This window comes from Pseudomonas flexibilis (genome assembly GCF_000802425.1).
Taxonomy (GTDB): Bacteria; Pseudomonadota; Gammaproteobacteria; order Pseudomonadales; family Pseudomonadaceae; genus Serpens; species Serpens flexibilis.
In genome coordinates this window covers 104664-125790 of the sequence record NZ_JRUD01000001.1, presented here as the reverse complement: position 1 = coordinate 125790, position 21127 = coordinate 104664, and the positions used below count along the sequence as shown (strand labels likewise).

Here is a 21127-nt window from a genome sequence, read left to right as displayed (position 1 = left end):
CGCTTGCCGTTTTTGCCACGAGGCCGGATGGCTTTCGTAGCAGCGGCTTCGGCCGCGACGGCAGCCCCACCCACGGCCGAAGCCCCTCCCACAGGGAATTCCCCGGTTTTCTCGCTCGCCGGCTACAGCTGCGCCGGCCCCTGCCGCTTGGGCGCCAGGTCGGGCGGCAGGAAATCGCGGTCCGGGGTGTAGTCCGGCTGCAGGTAGGCGGATAGCGCCTGCAGGTCGGCGGGACTGAGGGTGCCGGCCACCTGCTTCAGGCGCAGGTTGTCGAGGATGTAGTCGTAGCGGGCGTTGTTGTAGTCGCGCACGGTCGCGTACAGCAGACGCTGGGCATCCAGCACGTCGACGATGTTGCGGGTGCCCACCTGGTAGCCGATTTCGGTGGCCTCCAGCGCGCTCTGGCTGGAGATGATCGCCTGGCGCCGGGCCTGCACCTGTTCGACATCGGTGTTTACCGCCCGGAACAGGTTGCGGGTGTTCTGCACCACCTGGCGGCGCAAACCTTCGCGCTGCTGCTCGGCCTGGGCCAGCAACTGCTGGGCCTCACGGCCCTGGGCGGTGGTCAGGCCGCCACTGAACAGCGGGATGTTCAGCTGCAGGCCAATGCTGCTTCGCGAGGCATCGCCAGCGTAGCGGGGCAGACTTAGCCCGGGGACGTCCGTGGCGTTGCTGAATCCCAGGCCGTCGTTGTCCCCCGTCTGGTACTGAGCCACGGCATCCAGGGTCGGCGCATGACCGGCGCGGCGCTGGCGCACATTTTCCTCGGCGGCGATGACCGCGTAGTGGCTGGCCTGCAGGTTGAGGTTCTGGCGGGCGGCGGTTTCCACCCACTGGCTGGCCTCGTTGGGCACCGGTGCAAGCACCGGCAGGCTGTGGCGAATACCGTCGAGGCGGCTGTAGGGACGCGCCGTCAGCGCCTCGAGGTTCTCGAAGGCGTCCCGCACCTGGCGCTCGACCAGCAGGCGACCGGCGCGCGCCGAGTCGTACCCGGCCTGCGCCTGCAGCACGTCGGTGCGGTCGGATAGGCCGACCTCGAAACGCTCGTTGGCTTGGTCCAGCTGACGCTTGAGCGCGGCCTCCTCGGCCTTCACTGCGGCGAGACTGTCCTGGGCGCGCAACACCGCGAAGTACGCCTCGGCGCTGCGGAAGATCAGATCCTGCTGGCTGGCGGAGAATTCCAGGCCAGCCTGCTCACCGCTCGCCTGGGCGGCCTGCAGCTGGAACCAGCGATCGGCGCGGAACAACGGCTGGCTCAGGGTCGCCTGATAGACCAGTGCACTGGCGCCCACTGACTGACGCCCCCGCAAGACGGTGTCCACCTCGGAGTCGGTATCGGTATAGGACGCCCCTGCCGACAACTGCGGCAACAGCCCGGCACGGGCCTGGGGAATCCGCTCCAGCACGGCTTGATAGCGGGCGCGTGCCGCCGCCAGATCGGCATTGTTCTCCACGGCTTGCTGATAGACGCTCAGCAGGTCGCTCTTGAGGGGCTCCTGGGCCACGGCCAATCCTGGCAGGGCGGCCGAGATGGCGAACGCGAGAGTGAGTCTACGCAGCATGTTCGTTCCTGAATGCCTGAAGATCGGCAAGGCTATGTGGGTCGGTCGACGGGGGTCAATGGCCATGACGCGACAGCATTGGAGTTTGTGCCAGGGCTTGCGTAGACTCCCCGCTGTTCTTGTCGGGGTGCCCAGAATCGTGGGCTGAGATCGGACAGTTCCGGATCCCGTTGAACCTGATCAGGTTAGCGCCTGCGTAGGGAACAAGATGTGTCTGCCTCCCGGCGGACCTCTGGACACCCCATCGGTGTTCACCCCACGGTCTCCGGGCCGCCTCGCCGCTGCATCAGGTTCACTCCGACATTCAGCCGAGGAGCCGCCGATGAACAGCACCCCCCAGCACCTGAGTGAAAGCGCCCGGGTCGACCAGCAGTCCGTTCAGCCCTTTCCGCGTTCGCGCAAGATCTATGTCCAGGGTTCGCGCCCCGACATCCGCGTGCCGATGCGCGAGATCAGCCTGGATGTCACGCCCACCGCCTTCGGCGGCGAGAGCAACGCGCCGGTGACCGTCTACGACACCTCCGGCCCCTACACCGACCCGGCCGCCAGCATCGACGTGCGCAAAGGCCTGCCGGACGTGCGCAGCGCCTGGATCGAGGACCGCGGCGACACCGAAAAGCTGCCGGGCCTGTCCTCCGAGTTCGGCCAGCGTCGCCTGTCCGATCCGGAACTGGCCGCCATGCGCTTCGCCCATGTGCGCAATCCGCGCCGCGCCAAGGCCGGGCACAACGTCAGCCAGATGCACTACGCCAGGAAGGGCATCATCACGCCGGAAATGGAATTCGTCGCCATCCGCGAGAACATGAAGCTGGCCGAGGCCCGCGAGGCCGGCCTGCTCAAGGAACAGCACGCCGGACAGAGCTTCGGCGCCGCCATTCCCAAGGAAATCACCCCCGAGTTCGTGCGCCAGGAAGTGGCGCGCGGCCGCGCCATCATCCCGGCCAACATCAACCACGTGGAACTCGAGCCGATGATCATCGGCCGCAACTTCCTGGTGAAGATCAACGGCAACATCGGCAACTCGGCGCTGGGCTCTTCGATTGAAGAAGAAGTAGCCAAGCTGACCTGGGGCATCCGCTGGGGCTCGGACACCGTCATGGACCTGTCCACCGGCAAGCACATCCACGAAACCCGCGAGTGGATCATCCGCAACTCGCCGGTACCGATCGGCACCGTGCCCATCTACCAGGCGCTGGAGAAGGTCGGCGGCATCGCCGAGGAGCTGACCTGGGAGCTGTTCCGCGACACCCTGATCGAGCAGGCCGAGCAGGGCGTGGACTACTTCACCATCCACGCCGGCGTGTTGCTGCGCTACGTGCCGCTGACCGCCAAGCGCGTCACCGGCATCGTCAGCCGGGGCGGCTCGATCATGGCCAAGTGGTGCCTGGCGCACCACCAGGAGAATTTCCTCTACACCCACTTCGAGGAAATCTGCGAAATCATGAAGGCCTATGATGTCAGCTTCTCGCTGGGCGACGGCCTACGTCCGGGCTCGATCGCCGACGCCAACGACGCCGCGCAGTTCGGCGAGCTGGAAACCCTCGGCGAGCTGACCAAGATCGCCTGGAAGCACGATGTGCAGACCATGATCGAAGGCCCGGGCCATGTGCCGATGCAACTGATCAAGGAGAACATGGACAAGCAGCTGGAATGCTGCGACGAGGCGCCGTTCTACACCCTCGGCCCGCTGACCACCGACATCGCCCCCGGCTACGACCACATCACCAGCGGCATCGGCGCCGCGATGATCGGCTGGTTCGGCTGCGCCATGCTCTGCTACGTCACCCCCAAGGAGCACCTCGGCCTGCCGAACAAGGATGACGTGAAGACCGGCATCATCACCTACAAGATCGCCGCCCACGCCGCCGACCTGGCCAAGGGTCACCCGGGCGCGCAGATCCGCGACAACGCCCTGTCCAAGGCGCGCTTCGAGTTTCGCTGGGAGGACCAGTTCAACCTGGGCCTGGACCCGGACACCGCGCGCGCCTTCCACGACGAGACGCTGCCGAAGGAGTCGGCCAAGGTGGCGCACTTCTGCTCCATGTGCGGGCCGAAGTTCTGCTCCATGAAGATCACCCAGGAAGTGCGCGACTACGCCGCAGAGCACGGCCTGACCGACGAGCAGAAGGCCATCGAGGCCGGCTTCGCCGAACAGGCCGGGCGTTTCCGCGACGAAGGCTCGGTGATCTACAAGCAGGTATAAGCGCCTGGCAGGACCTGCAGGAGCGACTTCAGTCGCGATGCTTCTGGCGTCGACCCGCACGAAAGCATCGCGGCTGAAGCCGCTCCCACGGCAAAGCATTTTCCCAACCCTTTAATTTTTCTCTGGATTTCCCAAAAACACCTGACTAGAATGCGCGCCCATTCGCCCATGTAGCTCAGGGGTAGAGCACTCCCTTGGTAAGGGAGAGGTCGGCGGTTCAAATCCGCCCATGGGCTCCAGATGCCCCAAGAAGCCCGCCTCGTGCGGGCTTTCTTGTTTCTGGACGCTGTAGAGCAACGCCCTACAGATACTGCGGCTTCAGAATGCCGCGCAGTTGCTCTTTCGGAATGCTCAGTTCCGGATGGCCACTGGCATAGGGCGCGATGCTGTATACGTCATACTTGAGCAGCACCCGGTCGCTGAGCAGCGCGATGTTGCGGGTCGGCTGGAACTGCCAGAAGGCGACGAACTCCTTGTCGGTGGCATGCCCCTTCTCCACCAGCCAGCGCTGGTGCGCCTCGGCGGCCAGCGACCAGAACGCGGCTTCCTGGCCGGGCAGTAGCAGATCCGCCAGCTGCAGCTCGCGATCACCGCGCCGCTCGTAGTTGATGAAGCCCCGTCCGGGCAGGCCGTGGGCACCCCCGGTGTACTGGTAGCTGGACAGCTCGATGACGATCAGCCCGTCATGCTGCTCGCGTACCTGCGCCTGCAGGTAGCTGGTCTGCTCCGGCTCGGCGCCGCTCAGGTAGCTGCGCTGATACTCACGCAGCGAAGCCGGCAGCGGATCGTTGGCATGCAGGCGGGTCATTTCCAGCAGCCGCTGTTCGATCAGCCGATCCAGCGCGGGCTCGTCGGGAAAATGCAGGGTGTCGATGTTGACCAGCGGGCAGGCTTCGCCCCGGCAACCGGCTGGCCGCTCCTCCCACGCCTGGCGTTCATAACGCGCCTGCCCGCCCAGGGGCAGCAACTGGCAGGCACTGAGCAGGAGGAAACTGACAAGCACAAGGAGCTTAGGCATGTGGCGAATCCCTTGACCGGCATTGAAGGTCATTCAGCTTGGCACGCCGTCGCTCATCGGCAAAGTGGCTGCGGCCGACACCAGGTCACGCTAGGATGTTCGACAGTTTTCCCACTGCGCCTGGATGGCTTTCATGTCCGATTTCTTCAAGGCCGATGCCGACGCGGTCGAAGTCGTGCAACGCGAGCACTGCTTCCGCGGTTTCTACCGTCTCGATCGCCTGCACCTGCGCCATCGCCAGTTCAAAGGCGGCATGGGGCCGCTGATCAGCCGCGAGCTGTTCGTGCGCCATGACGCGGTCTGCGTGCTGCCCTACGACCCGCTGCGCGACGAGGTGGTGCTGATCGAGCAGTTCCGCGTCGGCGCGCTGGGCAAGAAAACCAGCCCCTGGCTGCTGGAGCTGGTGGCGGGCCTGATCGAGGAAGGCGAACAGCCGGAGCAGGTCGCGCACCGCGAAGCTCTAGAGGAAGCCGACCTGACGCTGGATCGCCTGTGGCCGATCACCGAGTACTTCCCGTCGCCCGGCGGCTCCGACGAACGCGTGCACCTGTACCTGGGCCGCTGCGACAGCAGCGCCGCCGGTGGGGTGCACGGCCTGGCCGAGGAAGGCGAGGACATCCGCGTGCATGTGCTGTCCTACGCGGACGCCCTGCGCGCGCTCAAGGACGGCCTGATCGACAACGCCGCCAGCCTGATCGCCCTGCAGTGGCTGGCCCTCAATCGCGACGAAGTGCGGGGTGCCTGGAGTTGATGGTGACCGGACGCGAACGTTATCGGGTCGACCTGTGCGAATTGCAGGCCAGCTGCGAAGCCAATTACCAGCGCCTGATGAAGCTGCTGCCGGACATGCGCACCGCCAGCCCGCGCGTACGCCGCGTGGCGCTGAGCCAGGGCGAGCACCTGCTCGGCGTGCTGGCCGTTGACGTGCTGGAGAACTGCCCCTATACCACCAGCCTGCGCGTGCGCCAGGAAAACGGCCTGCCCTGGCTGCCGGCGCCGCAACTGGAGGTACGCGTGTACCACGACGCACGCATGGCCGAAGTAGTCGGCGCTGCCGAGTCGCGGCGCTTCCTCGGTCGCTATCCCTACCCCAACGAAGCCATGCACCAGCCGGACGAGAAGACCCAGCTCAACCTGTTCCTCGGCGAATGGCTGAGCCACTGCCAGGCGCTCGGCCATGAACTGGAGCCGGTTCTGTAACAATTCCGCCCCCTCATGGTGTGAACCACTTCCGCTTTTCGGGTTTGCCGGCACCCCTGCCCATCTCGATAATCCCGACTCCATTGCACGAGAGCGCATGCCTTGCCGAGCCTGACTGACTCCACACCGGATGCCCCGGTATCGCTGGTTCAGCTGACCGACAGCCACCTCTTCGCCGACCCCAGCGGTCGCCTGCTGGGCATGAACACCGCCGAGAGCCTGGCGCGGGTCATCGACCGGGTGCTTGACGAGCAGCCGCACATCGACCTGCTGCTGGCCACAGGTGACCTGTCCCAGGACGGCTCGGGCGCCTCCTACCAGGCCTTTCTGCAGATGACCGCGCGGATTCCCGCGCCACTGCGCGCGTTTCCCGGCAACCACGACTTGCACGACCCGCTGCGCGGCATCGCCGGCGACAGCCCGCTCCTCGAGCCCGTCGTGGATTGCGGCGCCTGGCGCATCGTGCTGCTGGACACCGCCGTGCCGGACGCGGTGCACGGCCATCTGTGCGACAACCAATTGGATCTGCTGGCGCGAGCGCTGGACGAACAGCCGCAGCGCCCGGCGCTGATCTGCCTGCACCATCACCCGGTGCCGATCGGCTGCGCCTGGATGGACCGCATCGGCCTGGACAATGCCGAGGCGCTGTTCGCCGTGCTTGACAGCCGGCCGCAGGTACGCGCCCTGCTCTGGGGCCACGTGCATCAGGAATTCGACTCCATGCGCTCCGGCGTGCGCCTGCTGGGCTCGCCCTCCACCTGCGTGCAGTTCGCGCCGGGCAGCGATCACTTCAAGGTCGGCGACCAGTCACCGGGCTATCGCTGGCTGCGCCTGCACCCGGACGGCGAGCTGGAAACCGGCGTTTCGCGGGTAGAGGGCATCGCCTTCGATATCGATTACAACGTGCGGGGCTATTGAGCATCCCGGCGCGGCCGATACAGGCAGCGCCGGACTCGGCTTGCAGCGCGTGCCTGTGCGCTTTAGCCTTGCCCACCCACCCCACTTCCGTTATCGAACGCGCGCATGGCCAGCCAACTGCCCACCCTCCTCTATCTGCACGGCTTCAACAGCTCGCCGGCTTCGAAGAAGGCCCGCCAGCTGGTGCATGCCTGCGAGCAGTTGGGCGTCGCCGGGCAGTTGCGCGTGCCGGCCCTCCATCACCACCCGCGTGAAGCCATCGCCCAGTGCGAGCAGGCCATCGCCGAACTGGGCGCGCCGCTGCTGATCGGCAGCTCGCTGGGCGGCTACTACGCCACGCACCTGGCCGAGCGCCACGGGCTGAAGGCCCTGCTGATCAACCCGGCCGTGCTGCCCCACACGCGCTTCGACGGCCACCTCGGTCCGCAGCAGAACCTCTACAGCGGCGAAACCTGGCAGCTGACCCTGGAGCACATCCAGGCGCTGGCCGCACTGGAAGTGCCCGCACCCCAGGACCCGCGGCGCTTCCAGGTGTGGCTGCAGACCGCTGACGAGACCCTCGACTACCGCCAGGCCCAGGCCTGGTACCGGGCCTGCGCGCTGCGCATCCAGCCCTGTGGCGACCACAGCTACCAGGGCTTTGCCGCTCAGTTGCCCGCGCTGCTCGCCTTCGCCGGCTTTGATCCCGGCCTGTGGCGCGACCACGATTTTTCCGATCTTTGACGAACTAGAGAGCCCATGGCCACTTACAACGCCGACGCCATTGAAGTCCTTTCCGGCCTCGATCCGGTGCGCAAGCGCCCGGGCATGTACACGGACACCACCCGCCCCAACCACCTGGCCCAGGAAGTCATCGACAACAGCGTCGACGAGGCGCTGGCCGGCCACGCGAAATCGGTGCAGGTCATCCTGCACACCGACAACTCGCTGGAAGTGATCGACGACGGGCGCGGCATGCCGGTCGACATCCACCCGGAGGAAGGCGTCCCCGGCGTCGAGCTGATCCTCACCAAGCTGCATGCCGGCGGCAAGTTCTCCAACAAGAACTACCAGTTCTCCGGCGGCCTGCACGGCGTGGGCATTTCCGTGGTGAACGCGCTGTCCACCCGTGTGGAAGTGCGGGTGCGCCGCGACGGCAACGAATACCGCATGACCTTCGCCGACGGCTTCAAGGCCAGCGACCTGGAGATCATCGGCACGGTCGGCAAGCGCAACACCGGCACCAGCGTGCAGTTCTGGCCGGACGCCAAGTACTTCGATTCGGCGAAGTTCTCGGTCAGCCGCCTCAAGCATGTGCTCAAGGCCAAGGCGGTGCTTTGCCCCGGGCTGTCGGTGGTGTTCGACGACCGCAACAGCGGCGAGCGCATCGAATGGTGCTACGAGGATGGCCTGCGCTCCTACCTGATCGACGCCGTCAGCGCGTTCGCCCGCCTGCCGGAAGAGCCCTTCTGCGGCAACCTGGCCGGCGAGCGCGAAGCCGTGGAATGGGCGCTGCTATGGCTCCCCGAGGGCGGCGAGGCGGTGCAGGAAAGCTACGTCAACCTGATCCCCACCGCGCAGGGAGGCACCCACGTCAACGGCCTGCGCCAGGGCCTGCTGGACGCCATGCGCGAGTTCTGCGAGTTCCGCAACCTGCTGCCGCGTGGCGTCAAGCTGGCGCCCGAGGACGTCTGGGAACGCATCGTCTTCGTGCTGTCGATGAAGATGCAGGAGCCGCAGTTCTCCGGCCAGACCAAGGAACGCCTGTCCTCCCGCGAGGCGGCCGCCTTCGTCTCCGGGGTGGTCAAGGACGCCTTTAGCCTGTGGCTCAACGCCCATCCCGAGCAGGGCCTGCAGTTGGCCGAGCTGGCCATCAGCAACGCCGGCCGGCGCCTGAAGGCCAGCAAGAAGGTCGAGCGCAAGAAGATTACCCAGGGCCCGGCGCTGCCCGGCAAGCTGGCCGATTGCGCCGGCCAGGACCCGCTGCGCGCCGAACTGTTCCTGGTGGAGGGCGACTCCGCCGGCGGCAGCGCCAAGCAGGCCCGCGACAAGGAGTTCCAGGCGATCCTGCCGCTGCGCGGCAAGATCCTCAACACCTGGGAAGTGGACGGCGGCGAGGTGCTGGGCAGCCAGGAAGTCCATGACATCGCCGTGGCCATCGGCCTCGACCCGGGCTCCGACGACCTGTCCCAGCTGCGCTACGGCAAGGTCTGCATCCTCGCCGACGCCGACTCCGACGGCCTGCACATCGCCACCCTGCTGTGCGCCCTGTTCGTGCGGCACTTCCGCACCCTGGTGGAGGCCGGACACGTCTACGTGGCCATGCCACCGCTGTACCGCATCGACCTGGGGAAGGACGTCTTCTATGCCCTGGACGAGGCCGAGCGCGACGGCATCCTCGAGCGCCTGACCGCCGAGAAACGCCGCGGCAAGCCGCAGGTCACGCGCTTCAAGGGCCTGGGCGAGATGAACCCGCCGCAGCTGCGGGAAACCACCATGGACCCGAATACCCGCCGCCTGGTGCAGCTGACCCTGGACGACTTCGAGGACACCCGGCAGGTGATGGACATGCTGCTTGCCAAGAAGCGTGCCAGCGACCGCAAGAGCTGGCTGGAAAGCAAGGGCAACCTGGCCGAGGTCGCGGTTTGATTCGCCGCTGGCTGCTGGCCGGCCTGCTGCTGGCCGGTGCGGTCCCTGTCGCCGCCACCGAGCAACTGCAACTGGCAGGCGAGCATCCCGTCGATGGCGTGCCGCGCGGCAACCTGTCGGGACTCGCCTGGTGCGGCGACGGCTTCTGGACGGTTTCCGACCGCGACGACGATCGCCTGTATCGCCTGGTGCCCGGGGAGCAGAGCTGGACCGTCGAGGAAGAACGCTTCAGCGCCCCGCCACCGCCACCCTCCGGCCTGCCCTGGGGCTTGCGGCAGGGCCAGCGGCTGATCGGCTGGGTGCGCGGCGGCATGCTGGATTTCGAGGGCATCACCTGCGATGGCAGCGGTAACCGTTACCTGGTCAGCGAGGCCAGCCTCGGCGTGCTGATGATTCCCCCGGTCGGTCCGGCCCGCTGGCTGAAGCTGCCGCCGGCGCTGATCAGTCAGGCCCGGGGCGCCGGCCTGTTGCAGCGCCACAACGCCTTTCTCGAAGGCATTGCGGTCGACCCGGCCAGCCAGCGCCTGTGGCTGGCCGCCGAGCGCGAGCGCCGTGGCCTGTTGGTGCTGCATCGCCAGCAGGCCGACTGGAGCTGCAACGGCGGCTGCGTGCTGCTCAGCGAGGGGGGCTTCGAACCGCCGCCCGCGCAGAGCGGCCTGACCCGTCCGCAGCCGCTGGACTTCAGCGATCTGGCCTTTCATGAAGAGCGCCTCTATACGCTGGAACGCATGACCCACCAGATCTGCCGGCGCTCGCTGTCCACCGGCCAGGCAGAGCGCTGCTGGTCGTTTGCCGATGCCACGCTCGGCGAGGACCGCCGCTACGGGGCGCCACACGGCGTCGCGGAAGGTTTGTGGCTCGACGCAAAGGGCGCCTGGGTGCTGATCGACAACGGCGAACTGGCGCGGGGCGACGGCGAGCGCCGGCCAATGCTCTGGCACTTCGCCGCACCGGAAGGCGGCTGGGGGGCGACGCCGTGAGCAGCGCACCACCCGGCAAGCACCTGGGGCGCATCATGCTGCTGCTCGCCTGGGGCGCCGGCATGCTGCTGGCCACGCGCTTCTTCGCCCAGTGGGAAGAGTCGCGCTACAACCCCAACCCGGCGCCGGCCTCGCTGCACAGCGCCAGCCATATCGAAGTGCGCCTGCAAGGCGACGGCCACGGCCACTTCCGCGCCAGCGGGCGCATCAACGGCCAGCCGGTGCTGTTCCTGCTCGACACCGGCGCCACCGACGTCGCCGTGCCGGAATCGCTGGTGGAGACGCTCGGCCTGGAGCGCGGCGCGCCCATCGAGCTGCTCACCGCCAACGGCCGCGCCACCGGCTATCGCACGCGCCTGGAACGCCTGCAACTGGGCGACATCGTGCTCACCGATGTACGCGCACTGATCGCCCCGGGGATGGGCAACGACCAGGTGCTGCTGGGCATGAGCGCCCTGCGCCAACTCGAATTCACGCAGCGCGACGGCACCCTGCTGCTGCGCCAGTACTTTTCAAACTAGGGCCCCACCATGAGCGAAACCCTCGACCTCAGCCTGGATGGCGTGGAGCGCCGCTCCCTCGCCGAGTTCACCGAACAGGCCTACCTGAACTATTCCATGTACGTGATCATGGATCGGGCCTTGCCGCACATCGGCGACGGCCTCAAGCCGGTGCAGCGCCGCATCGTCTACGCCATGAGCGAACTGGGCCTGAACGCCGACGCCAAGCACAAGAAGTCGGCGCGTACCGTGGGTGACGTGCTCGGCAAGTTCCACCCCCACGGCGATTCGGCCTGCTACGAGGCCATGGTGCTGATGGCCCAGCCGTTCAGCTACCGCTACACCCTGGTGGACGGCCAGGGCAACTGGGGCGCGCCGGACGATCCCAAGTCGTTCGCCGCCATGCGCTATACCGAGGCGCGCCTGTCGCGCTATTCCGAGGTGCTGCTCAGCGAATTGGGCCAGGGCACCAGCGACTGGGTGCCCAACTTCGACGGCACGCTGGAAGAACCGGCGGTACTGCCGGCACGCCTGCCCAACCTGCTACTCAACGGCACCACCGGCATCGCCGTGGGCATGGCCACCGACGTGCCGCCCCACAACCTGCGCGAAGTGGCCGCAGCCTGCGTGCGCCTGCTGGACGAGCCGAACGCCACGGTGGCGCAACTGTGCGAACACGTACCCGGCCCGGATTTTCCCACCGAGGCGGAGGTGATCACCTCACGCGCCGACCTGCTCAAGGTCTACGAAACCGGCCGCGGCTCGGTGCGCATGCGTGCCGTGTACCGCGTGGAGGATGGCGATGTGGTGATCACCGCGCTGCCGCACCAGGTCTCCGGCGCCAAGGTGCTGGAGCAGATCGCCGCGCAGATGCAGGCCAAGAAGCTGCCGATGGTCGCGGACCTGCGCGACGAATCCGACCACGAGAATCCCTGCCGCATCGTCATCATCCCGCGCTCCAACCGCGTGGACGTGGAAGACCTGATGCGTCACCTGTTCGCCACCACGGACCTGGAATCCAGCTACCGGGTGAACATGAACGTCATCGGCCTGGACGGTCGCCCGCAGGTCAAGGACCTGCGCACCCTGCTCGGCGAATGGCTGACCTACCGCATCGGCACCGTGCGCCGCCGCCTGCAGTTCCGCCTGGACAAGGTGGAGAAACGCCTGCACCTGCTGGAAGGCCTGCTGATCGCCTTCCTCAATCTCGACGAAGTGATCGCCATCATCCGCAACGAGGATCAGCCCAAGCCGGTGCTGATGGAGCGCTTCGGCCTCAGCGATCTGCAGACCGACTACATCCTCGACACCCGGCTGCGCCAACTGGCCCGCCTGGAGGAAATGAAGATTCGCGGCGAGCAGGACGAACTGGCCAAGGAACGCGAGAAGCTGCTGGCCCTGCTGGGCAGCGAGACCAAGCTGAAGAAGCTGGTGCGCAAGGAGCTGCTGGAGGACGCCGAGACCTACGGCGATGCGCGCCGCTCGCCGATCATCGAGCGCGCCGAGGCCCGCGCGCTGTCGGAGACCGAATTGCTGCCGTCCGAGCCGGTCACCGTGGTGCTCTCCGAGATGGGCTGGGTGCGTTGCGCCAAGGGCCACGAGGTGGATGCCGCCGGGCTGTCCTACAAGGCCGGGGACAGCTTCAAGTCCGCTGCGCCGGGCCGCTCCAACCAGTACGCGGTGTTTATCGACTCCACCGGGCGCAGCTATTCGCTGGCCGCCCATTCGCTGCCTTCCGCGCGCGGCCAGGGCGAGCCGCTGACCGGTCGCCTGACCCCACCGCCCGGCGCCAGCTTCGAATGCGTACTGCTGCCGGACGACGAGGCGCTGTATGTCATGGCTTCGGATGCCGGCTACGGCTTCGTCGCCAAGGGCGACGACCTGCAGGCCAAGAACAAGGCCGGCAAGGCCCTGCTCACCCTGCCGACCGGCGCCAAGGTGCTGCCGCCGCTACCGCTGAGCAACCGCGAACAGGACTGGCTGGCAGCGGCCACCAGCGACGGCCGCCTGCTGCTGTTCCGCATCGCCGAGCTGCCGCAGCTGCCCAAGGGCAAGGGCAACAAGCTGATCAGCATTCCCGCCGACCGCGTGGCCTCCCGCGAGGAATACGTCACCGCGCTGGCCGTGCTGCCCGAAGGCGCCAACCTGGTGCTGCAGGCTGGCAAGCGCACGCTGACACTCAAGGGCGAGGATCTGGCCCACTACCAGGGCGAACGTGGGCGGCGCGGCAACAAGCTGCCGCGCGGCTTCCAGCGGGTCGACGCGCTGCAGGTGGAAATCTGAGGGTAGTGCTGGGAGAATGCCCGGCACCAAGCGCCAGCCGCCCCGCCTGCACGCCCCTGGCGTCACGTGGCGACCTGACCGCACATTAGAATCACGGGCCGGCGAAACCCGCCGGCCCAGCTTGCTGCCAATCCGGCCGCCCCTTGCGGCCTTCTGGGTGAATGATGAAGTACATGCGCTTTGCGGCGCTGTCGCTGCTGACAGGACTGTTGGCGGTGGGAGGTTGTATCAGCCGCCCGCCCGCCGTGCTCTTTCAGCTGGACAGCGGCAGTCCGACAATCAAGGAAAAGGCCTCCGGCCTGATGGTCCTGCTGGAACCGGTGGACCTGGCCGACTACCTCAACCAGAGCGATGCGGTGCTGCAGCGCCAGGCCGATGGCAGTCTGGTGCCCGACCTCGGTGCCCGCTGGGCCGGCAATCTGGGCGACAACATCGACAATGTCATGCTGCAACGCCTGGCCGGCCGTCTGAGCGGCCAGCGCGTCGCCCTGGAACCGGCCGCCGGTTTCGAGCCGGATATTGAAGTGCGCCTGAGCATTTCCCGGCTGGACTCCGGTCCACAGAAGCCGGCCGTGCTGGAAGGCCAGTGGCGCCTGCTGGACCGCAACGGCAAGCTGCGCGACAGTCGCCTGGTGCGCCTGGAGGCGGCACACCAGGGCAGCACCGCCGACCAGATCCGCGCCCAGAGCCAGTTGCTGCAGCAACTGGCCGAGCAGCTCGCCGGCGCCATCGAGCCGCTGTCGCGGCAGATCGTCGCCGCCCGCAAGGCACGCCCGAGCGAGCCTCAGGCTCCGCAGATTCCCACCGTCGAGCCGCTGCGGACCGACGTGGAGATCTATCGGTTCTGAGGCTGGACGGCGAGGGTCTGCACCGCCCATTGCCGGTCACCGTTGCGGTGATCCTCATGGTGGCCAACGCGCTGCGTTGACCACCCTACGCCTGGCCGATCCGTAGAGCGGTCGGCGCCTTTTCCGGCCGCCGTGTGCACCCTACCGGCGGCCCGCCCCACGTGGCCCTACTTCAGTTCGGCGGAGCTCTTGCCGAGCAGCCGGCGGGCAATGATCAGTTGCTGGATCTGCTGAGTGCCCTCGAAGATGTCGAGAATCTTGGCATCGCGCGCCCACTTCTCCAGCAGCTCGTCCTCGCCATAACCCTGCGCCCCCACCAGCGCCAAGCAGCCAAGGGTCACCTCGCCGACCATGCGGCCGGCCTTGGCCTTGGCAATCGAGGCCTCCTTCGAGTTCGGCATTCGGTTATCGGCCATCCAGGCTGCCTTGAGGGTGAGCAGCCGCGCCGCCTCCCACTCCGCTTCGTAGCGATGCCAGCAGGCTTCGGCGTGCTGCAGCACCAGCAGGGGGCGCTGGCGGTCGAAGCGACATCCTGCCTTTTCCAACAGCGTACGGCTGCGATCCAGCGCCGCCCGCGCCAGGCCCACCGCCATGGCGGCCACCAGCGGCCGGGTGTTGTCGAAGGTTTCCATCACCCCGGCAAAGCCCTTCTGCGTATCAATCTCGGGGCTGCCGAGCAGGTTGGCGGCGGGCACCCGGCAATCCTGAAAACTGATCGAGGCGGTGTCCGAAGCCTTGATACCGAGCTTCTTCTCCAGCCGGGTCACGGTCATGCCCGGCGTGCCCTTTTCCACCACGAAGGACTTGATGGCGGCCCGCCCGAGGCTGCGGTCCAGGGTCGCCCAGACCACCACGGCATCGGCCCGCGCGCCAGCGGTGACGAAGATCTTCTCGCCGTTGAGCACGTAGTGGTCGCCGTCGCGCACCGCCGTGGTACGGATGGCCGCCGAGTCCGAACCGCAGCCGGGTTCGGTGATGGCCATGGCGGCCCAGACAGAGGCAAAGCGCTGGCGCTGCTCCTCGTTGGCCACGGCAGCGATCGCGGCATTGCCCAGCCCCTGGCGCGGCATGGACAGCAGCAGGCCGACATCGCCCCAGCACATTTCCATCACCGCCAGGCAGGCGGACAGGTTGCCGCCATTGCGTACGCCGTCGGCAGCGCCCTCGCTGCGCTTGCCCGCCGCGCCAGCTCCCACCGCCTCCGGCGCGCCGGCATTCATGCCGTCGAGCAGCGCGGCAAGCATGTCCAGCTCCTTGGGGTAGGCATGCTCGGCACGGTCGTAGGTGCGGGACAGCGGTCGCAGGTAGTTCGCCGCCACCTGGTGCGCCTGGCTGACCAGCGCGCGGAATTTTCGCGGAGTTTCCAGATACATGGCTGATCCTCAGAGCGGCATTGCGCCGTTGAGCACGCCCACGGCGCGCAGGTCCCGGTACCAGCGCTCGACCGGGTGTTCCTGGGTGAAGCCATGCCCACCCAGCAGTTGCACCGCGGCGCTACCAATGCGCGGGGCGTGTTCGCTGCAGAACAGCCGGGCGCGCCAGGCCTGCTCCTGGAAATCCAGCCCCCGGTCGGCGCGCGCGCAGGCCCGCCAGAGCAGCAGGCGCATGCCCTCCAGCTCGATGGCCATGTCGGCGATGCTGAACGCCACGCCCTGACGGTGGCTGATGGGCTCACCAAAGGCGTGGCGGTCGTTGCAGTAGGCGATCACGTAGTCGAGCGCCGCCTGGCAGGTGCCCACCGCCAGGGCGCACCAGCCGAGGGCGGACAGATCGAGAAAGACCCGATGATCGAAGCCGCGCCCCGCAAGCCGGGCGTCACGCTCGACCTTCACCTGACGCAGGCGGATGCGAGTGGTGGCGCAGGCCTTCAGCCCCATGGCCGGCTCCGGCTGGCGCGAGAGGCCGTCGGCGTCGGCCGACACCCGGAACAGCGCCGGCCCGTCGCTGCACTGGGCCGAGACGATCAGCCAGTCGGCCTGCCCACCCTGCAGCACCAGGCACTTTTCGCCATCGAGCCGATACTGCCCGCCGCGCTTGCGCGCGCGGGTGGCGGGCCGTGCGGGATCGGCCAGCACCTGCGGCTCCTCGATGGCCAGGGCATAGTGCGGTGCATCTTCGTGCAGCAAGGCCGGCAACCAGCGTTGCTGCTGCTCGGTACTGCCCCAGCGGCGCAGGCAATGGGCCGCCGACAGCGGCTGCAGCAAGGCGGCGGCCAGGGACAGATCCCCCTGGGCCAGGGTTTCGGCCAGCAGGGCCGTGGTCAGCGCTGTCGGGCCACCGGCCAGCCCGCCCATGGACTCCGGCACGCCGTAATGCACCAGCCCGAGGGCAGCCGCCTGCGCTCGCAGCGCCGGGGGAAGGTTACCCTGCGCATCCGCCTCCAGCGCCGCCGGGCGCATGACCTCGACGGCGAACGGGGCCAGCATGTCGCGCAGCAGTTGCTGTTCCTCGCTCAGCGACAGGTCGAACAGTTCCCCAGGCCCGCTCAGCAGCGGCCGCGTGGACCCGTGAGCGGACCGGCGCCCGGCCAGTCGGAAGCCGGCGCGACTGCCACGTAGCAACAGGCCTTCCAGCGGCTTGCGCAGTTTGAATCGATCCGGCCAGTCGGCCCGGGCCAGGCGATTGAGCAGGGCCAGGGCGTGGCCCTGGAGGGTGGTGGTCATGGATATCGTCCCGATTCGGCGGAGAACCAGGATGATGCGTGTGGGGGTTGAGGGCGCCTATGACTCGCCTGCCGCAGCCGCATGGCAGGGCAGCCAGCGGGATCGCACTGTGCGAAAATGCCGGCCCGTTTCCGGCCCCTTCAAGGATTCGTCATGCCGTACCTTGCTGGCCAGCACCCCAGCCTACCCGTCCACCTGAACCACCAGGGCATCCGCTTCCAGCTTTACCAGGCGCCCGATGCCGAACTGCTGGCTTCGATTGCCGACCAGTTCGATAGGCTGGAAGACGGCCGGCGACTGACCACCCACCAATCGGCATTTGGCCACTGCTTCATCAAGACCACGCCGATCCGCAGCCTGAGCCGCCGCCTGCGCATCACCTTTGGACTTCCCTCGCCCGGCAAAGGACTGGACTGGGAGCTGGTGGAGCTGGTCAATCATCTCCAGGCCGAGGCGCTGGGCATTCCCTGCCCGCGCCTGCTGGGCTACGGCTATCGCACCCGTGCCGGCCTGGTCGATGCCCTTTGCCTGATCTACGAATACCTGGACGGTCAGTGCGACGGCGCTGAATGGCTGGGCCGGCACCCCGAGCGCGCTCCCGAGCTGCTCGCCACGCTGTGCGAAGCCGTGCTGGACCTGCATGGGAAACGGGCCTACCCGCTGGACCTTTGGCTGGGCAATCTGATGCTGAGCCCCCAGGACCCATTGCGCCTGACCTTCATCGACTTCGAAAGCTGCTGCTTCGGCACGAGCCCGCACATCGATGCGGTGCTGGGTCTTATCTTCGGGCAGCTGTATTACGGCACGCTGAAAGCCACCTTCAGGGACTTCCTCAGCGAGGCGCAATTCGACGCCATCGTACGCCCCTACCGCGAACGACTGGCAGCACTGGACACCGACCAGTTCGAAGCCGCCTACCAGGCCGCCAAGCACACCATCGTCAACCGCAAGGCGCGGCGGCGGATTTTCAGGCAGGGGCTTCGGGGATCGAAGTTGCTGAAATAAACAAGCCCCAAGTCGGAGACTCTCGACCCCAACCTCAGCGGCTCCATTTATTGGGAGTAGGAGCAAGCGGAGACGTCAATCGTCGACTCGCCGGAGAGATGCGGGCAGCACTGTGATTGAGAAAACAAACGCTTCGCTAAAATTTTTCACAATGAATTTCAAGAACCAGGAAATACATTACTTTTCCCGTGCCGCCTTCCTCCAAAGAGAAAGAAGCGGTAAGCATAGCGTCTTTAAAAGCAAATAACGCCTAAGCCTTCTATATTCACACCCACCAACAACCAACGGACTTTTAACCCTACGCAATTCTCGCCAAGTCCTTAGATACAAACAAAAGTCACCAATTAAATTTCTATTTGCTTTTATAAAAACAAGCTCATCACAGCTGGCAGTCCGCCCAAAATGAGCTCCTTTATAGAGTGGATCACCCTTTCGAGAAGTGGGATTGATATCATCATGCGGAAGCCGGTAATCAATTGAATTATAGCGCTCCAGACAAGCCGCAAGATTCCAACCCGCCGTCTTAACCTCTTGAGAAAGCCCCACCTCGTAGTAGCAAATAAGCTCATCCTTTGGTAGAGCATCAGCCAGCCAAAAAAAACAGCAACCAAATGGCGAAACGCCTACCCACTCAAAACATATACTGTCGTTTGAACATGAGAATATGGCGCGAAGTAATCGTAATTACTCCGCATCATTTCGGAGTACTTGGATTTTTCGGGAAGTATATTTATGCCACTTCCAACCAGACCAATATCAGAAGAAATAAATCTTAAAAAGCAATCAACCCAATTCATCCCAGCAAACCGCAAAAAAGGCCCACGGACAGAAGAATTCACAAAAATATAATATTCATATCCATAAAGCTGCTCTTTAAGCTGCCTAACAACCGACGAGCAGCCACCGCAATCGTGGTTTTTATTTTCCACATAAAACAGTCTTAAATTACTCCACTCCGGAATAATGACGGAGCACGCCCCCGAGATTATCAAGAAGAAATCCAGATCCGAACGATAGGCAACCGAAAGAAAGAATATCAAATTCTCCCTATATCGAGAATCGCGCTCATAGCAATAAAAAACAGCTTGCGCGAGCGCCTCATTTCCTTCCCCTTAGAAATTCATTCACCACGTGAAAATTACTTATTTCTAATCTTTTCCACGATCGCCGTGGAAAAGTTATTCCCCACCAGCCCAAAATTTTAAAGCGCGGCGGCGGATTTTCAGGCAGAGGTCCAAGGGTTCCCGACTGCTGGCGCGCAGCTAACTTCAACAATGGCTCGAAGGGAATCTGACGATCAGAGATCCTTATTTTGCTTAAAAGCATCTGAAAAAAGTGGAATCAAACGGCGGTTGCCGCTTTGCGTCAGGTGATCTGTATCCGAGTAGTACAGCACGCCATCTTTCGCGCCCGCACAACGGCCATCGCCACACAGATAAGGCAGCGGATCAAGGATGGTGACACCACATTTTTCAGCCGCTTCATCCTGGAGACTCCAGATAAAATCGTTCCGCTTACGATAATCCTGCAACGTCTGATGGATTTCTATCGAGCTGCCACGCAGCATTGCTCGACCGATAACATTGGGGACATGGCCAGGCATCTCGGGAAGAGGTCGCATCACATAGAGAGGGTGTGCCTGCGCGATTCTGCAGGCCGTATCGATGTATCCCTGCCTGAACTCTTCTCGGAATCTCGCAGAAGAAAGCAGATACTCCTGCTGAAAGTAGACGCTTGGACGCCCCACATTTTCATATGAGTCGCCTGAACCAAGCGCATACCCGGATAGCGCATTCACCAGCAATACGGGCTTACCGGGAAGCACTCCTGGAAGCTCCTCAAGAACCCAGCGGTTCAGCCGCTCGCAGTCCTTGTGCTCCTTGGTTCTTTTTGCCCCGTGCATAACGAGGCAACCGCTTTCGCCCTTGTAAAGAACGCCTGCCGGCTCGTCCAAGCTGTCCATCACCGCAGTGACAATCGTGTCCGCATGACTATCCCCTACAACGATAATTTCCAACTGGTCTCCGCCATAAATACAGGACGCCCGGGCATCCTGACACTCATCTCTCCGAGGATTGACATCAAGACGTGCAGAATCAACCGCGCGAACTTCCTCGGGAAGACGATCGACAACGCCGGTTTTGCGAACGTACTGGCTGGCAACCATGACAGTGACAGCCAAAAAAGATAGCCACAAGAAGCCACGAAAATCAGCGTTTTTTCGACTCAGAAAGTTTCGCGAAGGCACTTCAACCAGCAAGTAGGAGAAATGACCGAGGCCCAGCGAAATCAATACTCCCAGCAGCATCCAGAAATACTGCTCGTCAACTCCGAAATAGGCCAGAGACACAACAACAGGCCAGTGCCACAGGTATATCGAATAGGAGCGGTCTCCCAACCATTGCGCCAAGCCGCTGCTGGTCCATATCGAGTCCTCATCACGAGCCAGCAGGACCAGTACCGCACCGGCAACGGGAAGGGCAGCTCCCCACCCCGGCCACAGGCTTTCAGGCGTAAAGATAACCACGGAGGCCGCTATCAGCACCAAGCCAAGCCCGGAAGCGACACGCCTCTGAATCTGTGTACCGAGCGACACTCTGCAAACAAACAGAGCCGCACCCGCAAGCATCTCCCATGCCCTGGACTCAAGTTTGAAAAAAGCCGCATCCGGCTGGTTGTAGGTCAATACCAGACACCAGAACAAGGATGCGGCAAACAAAGCAATCACGGCCGCCACAAAGGCTCGTGGCGCGTTGAAGATTTTGCCAACTAACAACAGAAGCAAAGGGAACAGCAAATAAAATTGCCACTCCACAGAGAGCGACCATGTGTGCAGTAGCCACTTTTCGTGCGAGTCGCTATCAAAATAGCCGCTTTCGCTCAAGTACTGCAGATTTGACGTGAAGAATAGGCTATCCCTTGCGTGGCGGCCAAGCGCCTGATACTCGCTGGACATCAAAAGGAACCAGCCTAGACAAAGCACCGCTGCGCATAAGACGACCAGGGCCGGGATAATGCGGCGCGCACGCGCCCAATAGAAGCGCCACAGTGAAAATCGTCCGGCCTCCATGCCGTTCAGAATAATCCCGGACATCAAGAATCCGGAAATCACGAAGAACACGTCAACGCCGACAAAGCCGCCTTGAACGCCTGGCACACCAAAATGGTAAAGAACGACCGAAACAACCGCCCACGCCCTTAGGCCGTTAATATCCGAGCGAAACTCCTTACTCGACGTCACCAACTTCGAACCGGTAGCCAAAGGCATTTCCTTGAATGAGACAGCACTGAGCGCTCCCATGAGCGCACTTACCCATTT

General features: G+C 64.7%; 16 protein-coding genes, 1 tRNA gene and 1 riboswitch. Of the genes, 12 read left to right on the top strand and 5 right to left on the bottom strand.

Features of this window, described 5'->3' with window-relative positions:
* Positions 1 to 122: 122 nt before the first annotated feature.
* On the bottom strand, positions 123 to 1562 hold the full coding sequence (locus SF06_RS00520; RefSeq protein ID WP_039559267.1) for a TolC family outer membrane protein: 1440 nt from the start codon (positions 1560 to 1562) through the stop codon (positions 123 to 125).
* A gap of 113 nt (positions 1563 to 1675) precedes the next feature.
* Positions 1676 to 1782, top strand: a riboswitch (TPP riboswitch).
* 102 nt (positions 1783 to 1884) lie between these two features.
* Between SF06_RS00520 and thiC the strand changes: the two genes are divergently transcribed.
* Together thiC and SF06_RS00510 are read left to right on the top strand one after the other, a co-directional pair.
* Positions 1885 to 3765 (top strand): phosphomethylpyrimidine synthase ThiC, encoded by a 1881-nt coding sequence (gene thiC, locus SF06_RS00515; protein ID WP_027589041.1) that lies wholly within the window; start codon positions 1885 to 1887, stop codon positions 3763 to 3765.
* 164 nt (positions 3766 to 3929) lie between these two features.
* Positions 3930 to 4004: transfer RNA gene (locus SF06_RS00510), tRNA-Thr, on the top strand.
* Positions 4005 to 4066: 62 nt separating this feature from the next.
* Here the strand turns inward: SF06_RS00510 and SF06_RS00505 are convergent.
* Positions 4067 to 4783, bottom strand: a complete 717-nt coding sequence (locus SF06_RS00505) for a DUF3298 and DUF4163 domain-containing protein (protein ID WP_039559264.1) — start codon at positions 4781 to 4783, stop codon at positions 4067 to 4069.
* Between the two features lie 133 nt (positions 4784 to 4916).
* Here SF06_RS00505 and SF06_RS00500 point away from each other — a divergent pair, with 133 nt between their 5' ends.
* The 9 genes from SF06_RS00500 to SF06_RS00460 all read left to right on the top strand — a co-directional run bounded on the left by SF06_RS00500 (position 4917) and on the right by SF06_RS00460 (position 14140).
* Complete coding sequence (locus SF06_RS00500) at positions 4917 to 5534, top strand: NUDIX domain-containing protein (protein WP_027589043.1); 618 nt, start codon at positions 4917 to 4919, stop codon at positions 5532 to 5534.
* A 2-nt stretch (positions 5535 to 5536) separates the two neighbouring features.
* Positions 5537 to 5983: a DUF1249 domain-containing protein gene (locus tag SF06_RS00495; protein ID WP_407681088.1), complete on the top strand. Its 447-nt coding sequence runs from the start codon at positions 5537 to 5539 to the stop codon at positions 5981 to 5983.
* A gap of 102 nt (positions 5984 to 6085) precedes the next feature.
* Positions 6086 to 6901, top strand: a complete 816-nt coding sequence (gene cpdA / locus SF06_RS00490; RefSeq protein ID WP_039559262.1) for a 3',5'-cyclic-AMP phosphodiesterase — start codon at positions 6086 to 6088, stop codon at positions 6899 to 6901.
* A gap of 105 nt (positions 6902 to 7006) precedes the next feature.
* Positions 7007 to 7624, top strand: a complete 618-nt coding sequence (locus SF06_RS00485) for a YqiA/YcfP family alpha/beta fold hydrolase (RefSeq protein ID WP_039559260.1) — start codon at positions 7007 to 7009, stop codon at positions 7622 to 7624.
* Between the two features lie 15 nt (positions 7625 to 7639).
* Positions 7640 to 9529 (top strand): DNA topoisomerase IV subunit B, encoded by a 1890-nt coding sequence (parE, locus tag SF06_RS00480; protein ID WP_039559259.1) that lies wholly within the window; start codon positions 7640 to 7642, stop codon positions 9527 to 9529.
* Complete coding sequence (locus SF06_RS00475; protein ID WP_175610508.1) at positions 9526 to 10509, top strand: esterase-like activity of phytase family protein; 984 nt, start codon at positions 9526 to 9528, stop codon at positions 10507 to 10509. The genes parE and SF06_RS00475 overlap by 4 nt, the downstream gene beginning before the upstream one ends.
* Positions 10506 to 11030, top strand: coding sequence for a retropepsin-like aspartic protease family protein (locus SF06_RS00470; protein WP_039559256.1), 525 nt, complete (start codon positions 10506 to 10508; stop codon positions 11028 to 11030). Before SF06_RS00475 ends, SF06_RS00470 begins: the two co-directional genes overlap by 4 nt.
* Before the next feature lie 9 nt (positions 11031 to 11039).
* Complete coding sequence (gene parC, locus SF06_RS00465) at positions 11040 to 13292, top strand: DNA topoisomerase IV subunit A (RefSeq protein WP_039559253.1); 2253 nt, start codon at positions 11040 to 11042, stop codon at positions 13290 to 13292.
* Positions 13293 to 13456: 164 nt separating this feature from the next.
* Entirely contained in the window at positions 13457 to 14140 is a 684-nt protein-coding gene (locus SF06_RS00460) for a PqiC family protein (RefSeq protein ID WP_039559314.1), read from the top strand.
* Positions 14141 to 14307: 167 nt separating this feature from the next.
* Here the strand turns inward: SF06_RS00460 and SF06_RS00455 are convergent, their stop codons facing one another.
* Both SF06_RS00455 and SF06_RS00450 read right to left on the bottom strand, forming a co-directional pair.
* Positions 14308 to 15513, bottom strand: coding sequence for an acyl-CoA dehydrogenase family protein (locus SF06_RS00455; protein ID WP_039559252.1), 1206 nt, complete (start codon positions 15511 to 15513; stop codon positions 14308 to 14310).
* A 9-nt stretch (positions 15514 to 15522) separates the two neighbouring features.
* A complete protein-coding gene (locus SF06_RS00450) occupies positions 15523 to 16803 on the bottom strand; it encodes an acyl-CoA dehydrogenase family protein (RefSeq protein ID WP_039559251.1) in 1281 nt (426 codons plus the stop codon).
* 153 nt (positions 16804 to 16956) lie between these two features.
* On the opposite strand from SF06_RS00450, the gene SF06_RS00445 reads away from it, so the two are divergent.
* Entirely contained in the window at positions 16957 to 17808 is an 852-nt protein-coding gene (locus tag SF06_RS00445; protein ID WP_039559250.1) for a BUD32 family EKC/KEOPS complex subunit, read from the top strand.
* Positions 17809 to 19105: 1297 nt separating this feature from the next.
* Here SF06_RS00445 and SF06_RS00435 read toward each other — a convergent pair.
* The gene (locus tag SF06_RS00435) at positions 19106 to 21109 is read right to left on the bottom strand and encodes an acyltransferase family protein (RefSeq protein ID WP_234703288.1); all 2004 of its coding nucleotides are present in this window, start codon (positions 21107 to 21109) and stop codon (positions 19106 to 19108) included.
* Between the last annotated feature and the right edge of the window lie 18 nt (positions 21110 to 21127).

Coding starts and splice junctions, on each gene's coding strand:
- SF06_RS00520 (WP_039559267.1), bottom strand. CDS start 1,562: ATGCTGCGTAGACTCACTCTCGCGTTCGCCATCTCGGCCGCCCTGCCA.
- thiC (WP_027589041.1), top strand. CDS start 1,885: ATGAACAGCACCCCCCAGCACCTGAGTGAAAGCGCCCGGGTCGACCAG.
- SF06_RS00505 (WP_039559264.1), bottom strand. CDS start 4,783: ATGCCTAAGCTCCTTGTGCTTGTCAGTTTCCTCCTGCTCAGTGCCTGC.
- SF06_RS00500 (WP_027589043.1), top strand. CDS start 4,917: ATGTCCGATTTCTTCAAGGCCGATGCCGACGCGGTCGAAGTCGTGCAA.
- SF06_RS00485 (WP_039559260.1), top strand. CDS start 7,007: ATGGCCAGCCAACTGCCCACCCTCCTCTATCTGCACGGCTTCAACAGC.
- parE (WP_039559259.1), top strand. CDS start 7,640: ATGGCCACTTACAACGCCGACGCCATTGAAGTCCTTTCCGGCCTCGAT.
- parC (WP_039559253.1), top strand. CDS start 11,040: ATGAGCGAAACCCTCGACCTCAGCCTGGATGGCGTGGAGCGCCGCTCC.
- SF06_RS00460 (WP_039559314.1), top strand. CDS start 13,457: ATGAAGTACATGCGCTTTGCGGCGCTGTCGCTGCTGACAGGACTGTTG.
- SF06_RS00455 (WP_039559252.1), bottom strand. CDS start 15,513: ATGTATCTGGAAACTCCGCGAAAATTCCGCGCGCTGGTCAGCCAGGCG.
- SF06_RS00450 (WP_039559251.1), bottom strand. CDS start 16,803: ATGACCACCACCCTCCAGGGCCACGCCCTGGCCCTGCTCAATCGCCTG.
- SF06_RS00445 (WP_039559250.1), top strand. CDS start 16,957: ATGCCGTACCTTGCTGGCCAGCACCCCAGCCTACCCGTCCACCTGAAC.
- SF06_RS00435 (WP_234703288.1), bottom strand. CDS start 21,109: ATGGGAGCGCTCAGTGCTGTCTCATTCAAGGAAATGCCTTTGGCTACC.